The 13,328-nt window shown below is 44.1% G+C and carries 11 protein-coding genes; 4 read left to right on the top strand and 7 right to left on the bottom strand.

Annotation, left to right across the window (positions count from 1 at the left end; translation table 11 throughout):
* Positions 1 to 12 precede the first annotated feature (12 nt).
* Together OCU48_RS04315 and OCU48_RS04310 are read left to right on the top strand one after the other, a co-directional pair.
* Complete coding sequence (locus tag OCU48_RS04315; RefSeq protein ID WP_141343882.1) at positions 13 to 1,065, top strand: aldo/keto reductase; 1,053 nt, start codon at positions 13 to 15, stop codon at positions 1,063 to 1,065.
* 61 nt (positions 1,066 to 1,126) lie between these two features.
* Complete coding sequence (locus OCU48_RS04310; protein ID WP_141343881.1) at positions 1,127 to 2,020, top strand: hypothetical protein; 894 nt, start codon at positions 1,127 to 1,129, stop codon at positions 2,018 to 2,020.
* 33 nt (positions 2,021 to 2,053) lie between these two features.
* Here OCU48_RS04310 and OCU48_RS04305 read toward each other — a convergent pair whose 3' ends face one another.
* On the bottom strand, positions 2,054 to 2,533 hold the full coding sequence (locus OCU48_RS04305; RefSeq protein WP_141343880.1) for a DM13 domain-containing protein: 480 nt from the start codon (positions 2,531 to 2,533) through the stop codon (positions 2,054 to 2,056).
* 45 nt (positions 2,534 to 2,578) lie between these two features.
* A complete protein-coding gene (locus OCU48_RS04300) occupies positions 2,579 to 3,769 on the bottom strand; it encodes a benzoate/H(+) symporter BenE family transporter (RefSeq protein ID WP_141343879.1) in 1,191 nt (396 codons plus the stop codon).
* 128 nt (positions 3,770 to 3,897) lie between these two features.
* Between OCU48_RS04300 and OCU48_RS04295 the strand changes: the two genes are divergently transcribed.
* Positions 3,898 to 4,434, top strand: coding sequence for a helix-turn-helix domain-containing protein (locus tag OCU48_RS04295; RefSeq protein ID WP_141343878.1), 537 nt, complete (start codon positions 3,898 to 3,900; stop codon positions 4,432 to 4,434).
* A gap of 7 nt (positions 4,435 to 4,441) precedes the next feature.
* Here OCU48_RS04295 and OCU48_RS04290 read toward each other — a convergent pair whose 3' ends face one another.
* Positions 4,442 to 5,320, bottom strand: coding sequence for a DMT family transporter (locus tag OCU48_RS04290; RefSeq protein WP_141343877.1), 879 nt, complete (start codon positions 5,318 to 5,320; stop codon positions 4,442 to 4,444).
* 164 nt (positions 5,321 to 5,484) lie between these two features.
* Between OCU48_RS04290 and rlmF the strand changes: the two genes are divergently transcribed.
* Positions 5,485 to 6,435, top strand: a complete 951-nt coding sequence (rlmF, locus tag OCU48_RS04285) for a 23S rRNA (adenine(1618)-N(6))-methyltransferase RlmF (protein ID WP_141343876.1) — start codon at positions 5,485 to 5,487, stop codon at positions 6,433 to 6,435.
* 98 nt (positions 6,436 to 6,533) lie between these two features.
* Here rlmF and OCU48_RS04280 read toward each other — a convergent pair whose 3' ends face one another.
* The 4 genes from OCU48_RS04280 to OCU48_RS04265 are packed head-to-tail and all read right to left on the bottom strand — an operon-like array spanning position 6,534 to position 13,269.
* Positions 6,534 to 7,304 (bottom strand): efflux RND transporter periplasmic adaptor subunit, encoded by a 771-nt coding sequence (locus tag OCU48_RS04280; protein WP_244312211.1) that lies wholly within the window; start codon positions 7,302 to 7,304, stop codon positions 6,534 to 6,536.
* A gap of 2 nt (positions 7,305 to 7,306) precedes the next feature.
* Complete coding sequence (locus OCU48_RS04275; protein ID WP_141343875.1) at positions 7,307 to 9,301, bottom strand: preprotein translocase subunit SecA; 1,995 nt, start codon at positions 9,299 to 9,301, stop codon at positions 7,307 to 7,309.
* Positions 9,294 to 11,435 carry an efflux RND transporter periplasmic adaptor subunit gene (locus tag OCU48_RS04270; RefSeq protein WP_141343874.1) on the bottom strand — a complete coding sequence of 714 codons (2,142 nt, stop codon included), beginning with the start codon at positions 11,433 to 11,435 and terminating at the stop codon, positions 9,294 to 9,296. The genes OCU48_RS04275 and OCU48_RS04270 overlap by 8 nt, the downstream gene beginning before the upstream one ends.
* A gap of 7 nt (positions 11,436 to 11,442) precedes the next feature.
* Positions 11,443 to 13,269 (bottom strand): GAF domain-containing protein, encoded by a 1,827-nt coding sequence (locus tag OCU48_RS04265; RefSeq protein ID WP_141343873.1) that lies wholly within the window; start codon positions 13,267 to 13,269, stop codon positions 11,443 to 11,445.
* Between the last annotated feature and the right edge of the window lie 59 nt (positions 13,270 to 13,328).

Below are 13,328 nucleotides of genomic sequence, written 5' to 3'. Positions count from 1 at the left end.
AGGAGAACCCAAATGGAATACGCCAAACTTGGCCATAGTGAATTGCAAGTATCGCGCGTCTGCTTAGGTAGCATGACTTGGGGAGTGCAAAACAACCAACAAGATGCCGATGAGCAAATCAATCATGCTTTAGAGCAAGGCGTTAATTTTATCGACACCGCAGAAATGTATGCTATCCCACCCACCCCGGATACTTACGGAAAGACTGAAGCCATTATTGGTGACTGGATCGCTCGCAATCAAGCCAAACGTCAACAGACCGTCATTGCAACTAAAATTGCAGGACCCGGTATGCACTGGGTTCGAGATGGTGGGCCCATTACAGGTGAAGCCGTTATTCAATCGGTAGAAAATTCATTAAAGAGACTGCAAACGGATTACATTGACCTTTACCAACTGCACTGGCCGAATAGAACCTCTCCTCACTTTGGCAAACAGTGGTCTGACACATTCAACTTTGCAGATGTAAACGTCAGTGCTCAGCGTTCACAAATGCTAGAGATCTTACAGGCGCTTAACGAGTGTATTGTGGCAGGTAAGATACGCCATTGCGGGCTATCAGATGAAACTACTTGGGGTATCAGCACCTATCTAGAGCTTGTCGAAAAACACAGTTTACCTAAGATGGTTTCAATCCAAAATGAATTCAGCCTATTGTGTCAAAAGGATTGGCCATATTTGATTGAGCACTGCCATCACGCCGATGTCGCGTATTTGCCTTGGTCACCACTTGCTAGTGGTTTGTTAACAGGGAAATATGCTAACGGTGCTCGCCCTGACGGCAGTCGTTGGAGCTTAATGAATTCAAAGAACATCTACAGAAGCACTGAACTCGCGCACAACGCCGTCGCGCAATACGCTCAAATCGCAACAGATATCGGTATTACACCAGCGCAATTGGCCTTAGCTTGGTGTAACAGTGTTCAGGGCGTGACCTCTAGCATTATCGGTGCGACTAGCATGGGTCAGCTAAAAGAGAATCTGGCTGCATTCGAACTGATCCTCGATAGCGAAACACAAAAGCGAATTGTACAAGTTATTAAGCAGTTCCCAGCACCTTATTAATTAACGAATAAGGCTAGGGCAACCTATTAGGGTGCCCCAGTCTTTTACTGAGCCTAGAAAAATGAGTCAGTTAACCACATCGAACGACGCGCTACCGGTGCCTTCATCACCAAAACCCAATCGACTGTTGCTCACAGTGATTACGCTGTTGCTGACGATTGGAGCTTTGCTTAATTTAGCTGACCACTATGCGGATATTAAGCTTGATGAATCCATAGAACAAGGCGTGGTCGCCTTTGCATCTGTACGCAGTATTCATGCGGTAATATCTATGCTCAAAGGCACTGAAATTAGCGTACCATTCCTGACGGTGAGCGTAGGTGAAATATTATCTCCTGCCACAGAAATATTGCAGTCAACGTCCACCGTGCTCACCACAGCACTCGCTTCGCTCGGCCTGCAGAAAATATTACTCGACGTGTTTGCTGCCAAATTGGTCAACATCATCATTGCCTGTAGTGCGGTGCTCTATCTAGTGACCCTGTGGTTCTCTTCCGTTAGTCGATTCTTAAAATACACACAACCGTTGTTTTTTATTCTTTGTCTAACTCGATTCTTACTAGTAGGTACGCTACTACTTAACAGCTTAGTTGACACATTATTCTTGAATGAACAAACTGAACAGATCACTCAGAAAACTGACTTAATTGCTACCGATCTACATCAGTTCAATCAAGAACTGATTGATGGGAAGGCATCCCAATATGAAGAAGATGACAGTTTATTGGGAAGTGCTAAAAGAACGTGGAACAACGTGACCAGTGGCTTTGAACAAACCAAGCAAGAAATGCAGAAAAGTTTTGATGAACTTCAGGAAAAAACAGAGTCTTTAGTCATCAATCTACTCACCTTAATTGCCATGTTCACGCTGAAAACCATTTTGATCCCCATAGGCTTTTTACTACTACTCAAGAACCTGTATTGGAATCTAATAAAGCGGTTATCTCCGATTTAAGGCGAGCTTGTCCCTAAGTTTTAGGGGCAAGTCTTAACCTTGTTCTCTGTATCTGGCGGACGTAATAAATTCACCAAAACTCTCACACCAAATAACCACGGTAGTGTAATCCTGTAAGTTTATAGCCTTATCAACCTCGAGGCTAAAGCCATTAAAACTTTTTACGTCTCCTACCTGAACCATCTGCGATTTTAGTTGGTTGAATTTTTCTTCTGTTTCCACATATTCTGGAGACAAATACAATTTATAATCAGGGCCAGGCGCGAGTTCACCTACAAAGGAGATATGCTCTGCACTCAGCATCACCTTTCCTTCTCCCCAATGAAAAAAGTCGCTGTCTTGGCGTTCTTTATCAAAGCTTGCAGTAAACTCCGCCTTATCGAAATGCTGAATAATTTGTTCCGTTGGCGCAGGTGGCGCGGTCAAAATTGGCAAGGCGTATATACCGAGTGCGAAGCCAAAGCCAATCGCCACTATATGAGTGACGAATAACAATACTTTTTTCAATGTCATCAATCCTTGTCTAAATAATCCATAACTCATTCAATTCTAGGCATATTAACGCCGGCTTGCTGAAGAAAGTGCATACGCGGCAATACCCAATAACAATCCCCAAAAAGCGCTACCAATACCTATAATTGATACCCCCGAGGCTGTCATCAAGAACGTGAGTAAAGCTGGCTCTCTCTCAGTTTCGTCATTCAGCGCGATAGCAAGGCTATTGCCTATGGTTCCCACCAGAGCTAATCCAGCAATGGTAAAGACTAAGGCTTGAGGAAAAACAGAAAACAATGTCGCGACCGTTGCAGCAAATATCCCAGTGAGCAAATAAAATAGACCTGCCCATATCGATGCCATATAACGTGTTTTAGGGTCTTCGCCTGCTTCTTTTCCCATACATATAGCGGCAGTAATTGCGGCAAGGTTAAACGCGAAACCACCAAAAGGCGCCATCAGCACACCCACCGCTCCTGTTGTTGAGATAAGTGGAGATGAAGGTGTTTGATAGCCGTTAGCCCTTAAAACAGCAATACCGGGGACATTTTGTGAAGCCATGGTCACCACAAACAGTGGGATCCCGATACCTATCACAGCAGATAAAGACAACTCAGGGGCAATCCAAACCGGAGATGCCATCTGTAAAGCAATACCATCTAGTCTCAACGAACCTTGACTCAAGCTGATTGCAATTCCAATAAACAGCACCAATGGTATCGTATACAAGGGTACGAACCGCTTTAATATCAAATAGCCAACAAGCATACAGCCCACAAGCAAAGGGTCGATTGCAATTCCTGTAAACACATTTAGACCAAATTGAAGTAACACTCCCGCCAACATGGCTGAAGCAACAGAATTTGGAATGTGTCGCGTTAGTTTTTCGAACCAACCCGTTAAGCCGCACACCAGTATCAAGGAAGATGAGAACAGAAATACCCCTATCGCTTGATTAAGGCTAACACCATCTAGTGATGTCGCTAGCAATGCAGCCCCTGGTGTCGACCATGCTGTTAATATTGGGGTCTTATAGAATAGGGATAAGCCTATGGTGGTCACCGCCATCCCCACCCCTAGCGCCCACAACCATGAACTGATTTGCTCAGCGTTGGCACCTGCCGCATTGGCCGCTTGGAAAATAATAACCGCTGAACTGGTATAGCCAACCAACACCGCGATAAAACCCGCAGTAATATGAGATAGATTAAAGAAGCTGTGGATCTTTTTCCCGTACTGACGACTCATCTGCATGCCGCTTGTCCTTTCCTTTGATGACTTCCTTGTGCGTAATAGCGCACAAATCAAAACATAGCACTTGTGCGCTATAACGTACAGCTCTAAACTAAACCCATAAGCGGGATAAACGAGTGTGATTTGAAGTGTCAGAACAGCTATTTAAGCAGCAAGTGGGAAATAAATTAAAATCAATTCGTCAAGATAAGCAACTTAGCCTCGACGCGACAGCAAAACTCACAGGGGTGTCTAAAGCAATGCTTGGGCAGATTGAAAGAGGAGAGTCGAGCCCTACCATTAACAAGCTTTGGCAAATCTCCAGCGGATTAGATGTGTCCTTCTCCTCATTTTTTGCCACAAAAAAGGCGCTACGTCAGCACAATCAAGCATTCCCCAATGACAGTAAAATGAAGGTTGATACGCTATTTAGCTATCAGGAAGATACTCAATTCGAGATGTTTGAAATACAACTAACAGACTTTCACCAGCAAGACTCTACGCCCCACAGCCTCGGTGTGATTGAGCATATAGTCGTTTTATCCGGAGAGTTAGCTATGTTATTTGATGGTGACTGGCACCCGTTGAAACAAGGAGAATGTATTCGATTTTTTGCAGACCAAGCGCACAGCTATAAAGCCATTACTGAAACCGTGCGCTTTCAAAATATTGTGTACTACCCCTAGCCCTATATCACGAGCCAATATCCGTAGCCATGTCGGCCGACTTTTTGCTTTTACGCCAGCGAATTGGCATTAACGGGATCACAATCATAGCAATACCAATAATCGTCAATAGATCAGGGATCTCGTCAAACCACATGATCCCAAACAGCGTCACAAAAACCAGGCCTGAGTATTCTGCGAGCGCTATTTGACTTGCGGGCGCCTTTTTATAAGCCACAACCACTAGCGCGTGATAACTCAATACAAAAAAGTTAATCGCCAAGATCCAAAACAGGTGATGTACTTCAATTGTCCCCCAATTAGGCAATGCTAGTAAGAAGGCTCCTGGAATCGTTAGAGCCGTAGTCCAAAACAGCGTCGAGACCACCGACTGAGAAGCGGGTAAACGCTTGATTAATATATTACCAACTGCCATCGCCAAAGCACTACCCAAGGCTATAATCGCAGCCCAATGAAAATGTTCTGGTCTTAAAACCACTAATACCCCAATAAAACCAATAGCCGTTGCTATCACCTTTTTCATCGGAGGCATCTCTTTCAGGAAGATAATCGACAAAGGCAACATCATTAACGGTGCTACATAAAACATTGCATTCGCCGTCGCTAAGGTTAAATGAGTAATCGCCACCATAGCGCAGCCGCTACCAATCAAAATAAATTGCGAACGCCAAAAGTTAATCTTGCCACATCCTTGCATACGCTCTTGTCGTGGCAGGCGTAACCATAATGGGGCGATAATCAGTAAGCTCATGATCTGCCTGATTAACACATACTGAAAGGTAGGCACCTCTCCATTAAGGACTTTCAGTGAAACATCCGAGAGTGAAGCTAAGAAATTGGCAAAGACCAATAGTAAGATGGCTTGAGTGACTGAATTACCGCGCATAGAGCTCTAACATAGTGAAGAATGGCAAAGATGCGCGAAGATATCAGTCTTTGTACGATAGATCCAATTGTATGACTAATTAAAGCTTGAGCTATCATTAGACTAAGCTTGTGCTAAAGTAGCGACCGCAATACCAACACCTAATACCGAGTATCGATATCCTGATGAAAAACAAAAAGATCACCCCAGAAAATGCGACTAGAGCCGGTCTTCATCCGCGAAGCAAACATCACGGACGCTATAATATCGATGCTTTGGTACAAGCACTTCCAGAACTGAAGCACAAAATCACGCTAAACCCTAGAGGAGAGCAAACGGTAGATTTTAGCGACCCTGAAGCCGTGCTGACTCTCAATAAGGCTTTGCTGGCTCACCACTATAACGTGCAATTCTGGGACATCCCAAAGGGGTACCTGTGCCCGCCCATTCCAGGGCGCGCTGATTATGTGCATCGCTTGGCCGATTTGCTTGATACAGAAGACAACACCATCAATGTTCTGGATATCGGTACAGGGGCAAGCTGTATCTACCCGATTATTGGCGCTACAGATTACCAATGGCACTTTACCGCATCCGATGTTGACCCAGTATCCATCAAGGTTGCTACCCAGATTGCTAAGCTCAACCCTCATCTATCGAAGAAAATAGTTCCGCGCTTGCAAAAAAATCCTACCAACATCTTCAAAGGCATCATTAAAGAAGGCGAGTATTATCACCTCACCCTATGCAACCCCCCTTTTCATAAATCTTTAAAGGAGGCCGAACAAGGGACAAAGAGAAAGGCCGATAATCTAGCCAAAAATAGAGTTAAGCGCGGTTCAGAAGCTACAGATAAAAAAGGGCAGACAATCAAACCTTCATCGCAAGGGCTAAATTTTGGAGGTCAAAAAGCTGAGCTTTGGTGCCCAGGTGGAGAAGAAGCCTTTATTAAAAATATGGCTCAAGAAAGCGCCCTATTTAAACAACAAGTCGGTTGGTTCAGTACCCTTGTATCTAAGAAAGAAAACATCACACCAATCAAGACACTGCTTAGCAAGCTAGGTGTGAATGACGTTAAGGTCATTGAGATGTCTCAAGGACAAAAAATCAGTCGATTTATTGCATGGCGTTACTAGTTCGCCGAAGAAACAATGCTAGTAAGCAATGACTTACTAGCTAGGCCGTTTAGTTATTTACGGCTATTTATATTAGTAGCGGGATATCGCTGACTCAGCTAGTCTTTAGCTTCAAACTCAGCTCTACAGCGCAAGCCAGCCGATAGCTCCCCTGCATCATTATTGAGTGATACCGTCACCGCAAAAGTATTACTTGCAGCATCAATAATAGGGTCAACAATCTTGACCTCTCCCTGATAAGGAACATCAGTGTCAAGTTTGTACAGTGTAACGCTCTCTCCTTTCTGCACCTGACCATAGAGTTCAGCAGGAAGGACGACATCTGCATGCATCGGGTTTAAGGTCGCAACACGCAAGAACGGTTGTTCATCAACAAATTCACCAGGATCTTTAATTCTCTCAATAACAACACCAGAAATCGGGCTTCGAGTCTGTCTTTGACCGAGGCGAACCTTAGCTTCTTTTAATTGATATGAAGCGAGTCGTTGTTCGGTAATCATCTCATCTTGTTCATTTTCAGAGATCAAATTTTTTCGATAAAGATCTGCGTTGCGCTCAACTTTACGTGTTGCAAACTCAAGCCTAGCTTTAACTGTATTGATAGCGGCAACTTCTAGTGTCGAGTTCAGTGTCATAACCAGTTGCCCTTTTTTGATTCGGTCTCCTCGATTGACCTTGAGATCCTTGATGACTCCCTGAACTTCGCTACTAAGCTCAACATCCGAACTTGGCTCTAACAAACAGCTTAGTGGCATAATACCGCCAAAGTCTTGCCTTTCATCTGTAGCTGAAGCTGTTTCTATAGACAAAGAACCTATCACCATTATTGCCATCCATGCCATTAATTGGACTGTGTGCGTTTTGTTCATTGTTACACCTGTTGTGAGGAAAATGACAACACTTCCTGTTGTTGCTCATCATGTTGCAATAGTTGTTTGCGTGCCTGCTGTTGTCGTCTCTCGATTTGATGCTGACAACGACGTATACACTTAAACAATAAGATATTTTTCAAAGGTTTGGGGATTGGAGCATAAAATAATAATTGCAGCATTTTTCTCCAACCTTCTGTAACCATGTCTTCTTCTAATGACAATATATATTCGACACTACCATGGTCACCTTGGCGGGCAGATCGCCCCTCAAGCTGTCGATCAACTCGAGATGAATCATGTAAGCCCGTGATGATTACATGCAACCCACCTTGTGCTTCTACCTCAGACTCAAGCTTAATATCCGTACCTCTTCCTGCCATGCTAGTCGCTATGGTGACTCTCCCCTTATGACCGGCTTGCTCAACAACCTCAGCCTCGGTTTGATCTTGGCGTGCATTTAAAACTTGATGCTCTATGTTTTTCTCTGTTAATAGAGAGCTTAACCTTTCAGAAGCCTTTAACGACTGGGTCCCCACCATAATTGGGCGTGAACTCTGCTTCCTAATGGCTGAAATCTTAGCCACTATAATCAGCCACTTTTGTGTCTCACTGGCTAATATCGTTGCGCCCAATTGAACCCTTTTACTTTTTTTGTGAGTAGGGACATCAACAACTGGTAATCCGTACACTCGCCAAAATTCACTTTTAACCTCATCGGCTGTGCCCGTCATTCCTGATAAATGATGGTAATAACGGAAAAAATTCTGGAAACTGATACTTGCAAGTGTTTCTCTCGGATCACTCAGTTCACACCCCTCTTTGATCTCAATTAATTGATGAAGACCTCTTTCCCAGGTGCGATCTGGCATCCTTCGCCCAGTATGCTCGTCAATAATGACGACCTTACCCTCATCGACTAAGTAATGCTGGTCTCGAATAAATAAAAATTCAGCTGTGAGTGCTTGTCTTGCCAGTTCTGATCGTCGGATTCGCCCTTGCCATAAAGGGCCTAAATCTTTCGTCTTAGATTGTATTGACTCTTCACCACTAGCTAAAATATCCACTCTGCGCAGAGAGGTTTTAATGGAAAAGTCATGCCCTTCTTGTAAATGCGAAATAAGCTCATAGGCTTGGGAGTAGAGTTCAGACTGTTCTTGCTGAGGGGTGGTCTCACCTGATATGACCAAAGGTGTGGTAGCCTCATCCATAAATACGCCATCAGCCTCATCGACAACCGCATAATGAAGCCCTCTCAACATTAAATTGCTCAATAACGAGTCGCGCTTGGGCAAACTGCGCAAGGCATGCAGTTGCAAAGAGTCATTAAATTGACCTAATTGAATACTATCCTTTAGGTAGTCAAACGCGAGTTCGTTGTTGGTGCAATAAACAATATCCCTCGCATATTGTCGCTGACGTTCTTCTCTTTGTAGTCCTTGAATCACTATCCCAACAGACAACCCTAATCGCTGGTAAACCGGTGTCATTAATTCGGCATCACGCTCGGTTAAATAATCATTAACCGTCACCACATGAGTAGGAACGCCTGCGAGTGCAGCAGTAGCAACAGGTAGGGTCGCGGTTAACGTCTTACCTTCTCCCGTCTGCATCTGGCCTATGGTGCCATGAAGTATGCTAAGCCCCCCTAAAACCTGACTATCAAAATGCCACATACCCAACTCTCGACCAGCAATTTCTCTTATTAAAGCAAAGCACTCTACGGTTAAATTGAAGGTCAATCCGTCTCGAAGCAATGCCTGTTTTATTTTAAGTATCTGTGTATTTAGTTGAGCTTCACTAAGAGCTCGATAACTCGCATCTTTGGATTTTATTCGCCAAAGCATCGGCTTATAAAGCCATACAGAAGCACGAATAGGTCGACTAAAATAAGCGGTAATAGCCCGCCACCAGCGAACCATTCGCTCTTGTTTTTCAATCGTATTTTGCGCCCTATCTACAACAGAAGTAGGGCGACGTTTGGGACGACTAAACATCGAATTGCCTCAAAAAAAGGCGACGAATTGAACGATACCAGCGATAAGCAATCGGCTCACTATCATGCTCAAATAGAACATGTACCCTTTCATCGAATCGAGTAATAGGCGCTTGGGTGCTATCTAACTCCACTCTAAAGTATCCCTCATAGCTCTCAAGATCATGACTTCGATTTGGGTCTAAAACAATCTGCCCTCCCCCTTCAGTGGCAAGTACAGCACTAGGTAAGGTTCTAGTTGATGAAGGAACAAAACGTTTGATACGGCTGGTATATTCTTGATTTGGGTTCGATGCGAGCTTAAGTGTTACCGACGAAGTCTGCGTTCTAACTCTATCAATATCATCTTCTGATATCATTGCCGCTAATGGCAGCGAATCAAAGTCCACCAAAAAACCAAAGATTTGCCCACGATAATAATATCGACCCTGCTCTGTTTCTCTATCTGCGTAGAAAAAGGTGCCTTGTGCTGGGCTTTTAATTCGTAAACTTTCCATTCGTGATAACGCATGTCGATACTCTTGCTCTAAATATCGAAGTTCTTCTAACAGTATTTCAGACTCTGAACGATTCTTAACGCTAGCCTCATATCGAAGTCTTGCTTCAATCAGTTGCGAATTAAGTACGACTACCTGCGACTCTAAATCCGGCGAGTTCAACTCTAAAATCACCTCACCCTGTTTCACGCTAGAGCCTGCTTCTACAAATAGGTGATCAACAAAACCATTTACTTCTGCCCGCACATACGCTTGTTGAGGAACATAAATAACGCCTTGCGTATAGGTTTTATAAGGTGCAGGCACAGCAAAAAGAACAGCAATAATTGCCAGTATCAATACAAAAGAGCCCAGGTAAATTCGTTTGCTTTTCAGCCGCATAGCAGAGTCTGTTCTCGGTTTGGTGACTAATTTGGCTATCGGCAATATCAAGCTTTGCATTATCGACCATATAGCAAGTAGCACACCGATGAAAAAATATTTACTCGCGACAAACAAAGAGATTGCCACCATGACAAACAGCCGGTAGATATATGCCGAAACAGCATAGACTACCAACCATATAGATTCAGTATAGGAGTAAGCGTTTGTTCTAACTGATGAAATTCTAAAAAGATAACGCTTCACTACATAACCTACTTGGGCGTTACCTCTAGCACCCAAATTGGGGATTTCAAGGAAATCAGCCAACACATAGTAGGCGTCAAAGCGTAGCAATGGATTGCCATTGAACAGCAAGGTGGATACCCCACCAATCAGCATCACATTGTATGCCAAGGCACGCACGAGACCAGGCTCGACCATCACCCAAACAATCATGGCAATAGCTGCCATTAATAGCTCACCCAGCACTCCTACGGCGCCCACTATCATGCGTTGATATTTATTGCTAAACGAAGATGTCGCGGAGGCGTCTACATAGGGCACAGGGATAAAGATAAGTAACATCACTCCCATCTCATGCACCTCTCCACCCCACCGCTTAACTGCATAACCATGACCAAGCTCATGAATAAGCTTCACAATAGGATAGGCAAGTGCCATCAAAAATAGGTTTTCTACCCCTAATACCTTGTCACTCAGATTGTTAGTGAGAGCGCCCCAATGGGTAACGGCAAGCACGGCTCCAGTCAATACGACAATCAACCAAACCAATGCACCTAGTTTGGAAAATACAAGGTTTGCTACCCATTGAGTTGAACTAAGAAAACGTTCCGGGTCTAGCATAGGAATACGCACACTCAAGGGCGATTTAAGTTGTTGTAACAGCTTTTTTTGTTGTTCATTTTGCTTACGACGATGCAAATGCTCAATACTAGGTAGGACGTTGGATTGCACAACATTGGCTTTGTTAAGTTGCCCGACCAACTGAATCACTTCATCTTGTGTAGGCAAATCTTCTTTCAACCGTTCACATGCAACATCCCATATCTGCTGAAGGGTTCGCTCACCATTCATTAATCCGATCAGTTGATATGCTTGTGGCGTAAAGCGCTGGAACTGACCAGTCACATGGTCTTGTAGTACATACCACACCTTGTCTCGATACACATGACGGTGAATAACTGCATGTTTACGAACTCGTATTTTTAAATTCGATACCTTGTACCAAGAAGGGCTAAAGAGAGACTGCGCCATAATCTCCCTAACCCCACCAAGACCACATTCTTAGTCTTAGCCACTCAGTCATATCCCTTGTCCATATATTGAATAGGAGTCTTTCATCGATGGCTACCTTACCTATACCTTCCATACCAGGCTGTAACTGAGAAGAGAGTGCATTTAACTCTCCCTCCACGATAAAGTAGCTTGCTCCATCTTGTATCTCTGTAATCGGCGTTATCTTACTCACCGTGAATTCAAAACCTGACTCAGGCAGCGCAGATAAGTACAAGGTACCTTCCTGTCCTAATTCAAGATCTGAAATTCGACTTTCTTGCACCATCAGTTTGATTCTATAGCTATCAGTTGGAGCTACCTCTAATAAAAGATCGCCCTTAGTCACAGCGCTTCCCAGTCTCTGACTCAAATCACCGCTGACTACCAATCCATCATAGGGCGCGATTAGTTGGCCTCGCTCAATCTGACTGTCTACTAATTCAAGTTGCGCCTCAACCTGCTTCTGTTCAGCACTCAGAATATTGATCTTAGCTCGATCACGCGCTGATAAGGCCTCAAGTCTTTGCCTGTTGATCTTACTTTGCTCACTCAACCATTTTAGTTTCTCAAGACGAAGGTCTCGATCATCCATCAAAACCAAGGGGGCATCGGCTGTCACTCTGTCCCCTGCTCGCACCAATGCATCACTAATATAGCCATCATACGGTGCTACAATCGCTTGCTGCACAGCACTCTCTACCTGTGCATCAGCTGATAACTTATATTGACTCGTTACGGTCGAAAGCAAGTATCCTATTCCTAACAAGGCAAGCAATAGGAGCTTTCTACCTAAATAGTTAGGGCCAAACAAACGTTTTAATTGATTCGCCGAAGCATCGACTAACTTTTTGTACCAAGGGCGATCATTACGCTGCTTGTCCTCTAAAGTGGGGAGCACTAAACTGGCAATACTTTGGCACAGCTCAGATTCTGACTCACTCCACAACTGCTCAGGCTTTCCCTCAACCACTAAAGCCCCGAAGGTTTCCCCCCGCAGGTAAAGTGGCACTGACATAATTCCTATATCGCCATGCTGTGAAGACATTTCTTGATGTGCTTGAGTGATGAGGTTTTCATCATTTTTGAGATTAGGTACGCGTATCATCCTTCCCTGATCTAAGCACTCGTCCATCACTCGTTCGATCAACCGAACATGGTTCATCTTCTTGCCAAACTGAGCACTATGAGATAAATATTTTAAGCGCGAACGTCTGTTTTTATATTCTCCAAGGCTAACTCTATCGCAATCAAACAGCACTGCGAGCTCTGTCACTAGGCGCACAGCGGCCTCGTCAAAGGTCACTTCCGATAATACCCTAGCCAAGATTTCTACACGGGTCGCGTAATGTTGTTGATCTTCTAATGAACGTTCTAGCCTTTGTTCAAACTCAACGGTTTCAATTCCTGATACACTCCATTGAATGAGGGTCAGGGCTTGGGTTAACTGCTCTTTTGACGAAACTCGCACAGCAAAAGCCACAAAAGCAATGAACTCGGTCTGTTTATCCAAGACAGGATACAAAAGTCCGAACATTTCATTCTGCGCAGAGTCGGAAGATAATCGAGTCACTTGAGGTTGAGTGCTCTGTAGGTGTTGTTCTGCTAATTCAGACAGCTCTGAGTAGCTAGGATTTTCAGCATCAATAGAGGCAACAGGCAAATAGTCTGCACCAATTTTTAGGTACACCACTGCCGTCTCAATGCCTGATAAGACCGAGTGATGTTTAGCTAGCCAATCATGGTAATAATTTTTTTGTGCCGATGACTCAGGCATTACTTGTTGCGGGGTAGCCATAGTGGCTTGTTGTGTCATAACCTATACATCCCTATCACACACGCTTAATGACCATTTCCTTACGATCACACTAATTT

It is taken from the genome of Vibrio inusitatus (genome assembly GCA_024346935.1).
GTDB classification, from domain to species: Bacteria; Pseudomonadota; Gammaproteobacteria; order Enterobacterales; family Vibrionaceae; genus Vibrio; species Vibrio inusitatus.
The sequence above is the reverse complement of the archived record's forward strand: the minus strand, read 5'-3'. Positions and strand labels throughout refer to the sequence as shown.

Excerpts from the sequence above, each read along its gene's own strand:
- OCU48_RS04265 (WP_141343873.1), bottom strand. The coding sequence starts at position 13,269 with ATGACACAACAAGCCACTATGGCTACCCCGCAACAAGTAATGCCTGAG.
- OCU48_RS04315 (WP_141343882.1), top strand. The coding sequence starts at position 13 with ATGGAATACGCCAAACTTGGCCATAGTGAATTGCAAGTATCGCGCGTC.
- OCU48_RS04300 (WP_141343879.1), bottom strand. The coding sequence starts at position 3,769 with ATGCAGATGAGTCGTCAGTACGGGAAAAAGATCCACAGCTTCTTTAAT.
- rlmF (WP_141343876.1), top strand. The coding sequence starts at position 5,485 with ATGAAAAACAAAAAGATCACCCCAGAAAATGCGACTAGAGCCGGTCTT.
- OCU48_RS04280 (WP_244312211.1), bottom strand. The coding sequence starts at position 7,304 with ATGAACAAAACGCACACAGTCCAATTAATGGCATGGATGGCAATAATG.
- OCU48_RS04310 (WP_141343881.1), top strand. The coding sequence starts at position 1,127 with ATGAGTCAGTTAACCACATCGAACGACGCGCTACCGGTGCCTTCATCA.
- OCU48_RS04290 (WP_141343877.1), bottom strand. The coding sequence starts at position 5,320 with ATGCGCGGTAATTCAGTCACTCAAGCCATCTTACTATTGGTCTTTGCC.
- OCU48_RS04275 (WP_141343875.1), bottom strand. The coding sequence starts at position 9,301 with ATGTTTAGTCGTCCCAAACGTCGCCCTACTTCTGTTGTAGATAGGGCG.
- OCU48_RS04305 (WP_141343880.1), bottom strand. The coding sequence starts at position 2,533 with ATGACATTGAAAAAAGTATTGTTATTCGTCACTCATATAGTGGCGATT.
- OCU48_RS04270 (WP_141343874.1), bottom strand. The coding sequence starts at position 11,435 with ATGGCGCAGTCTCTCTTTAGCCCTTCTTGGTACAAGGTATCGAATTTA.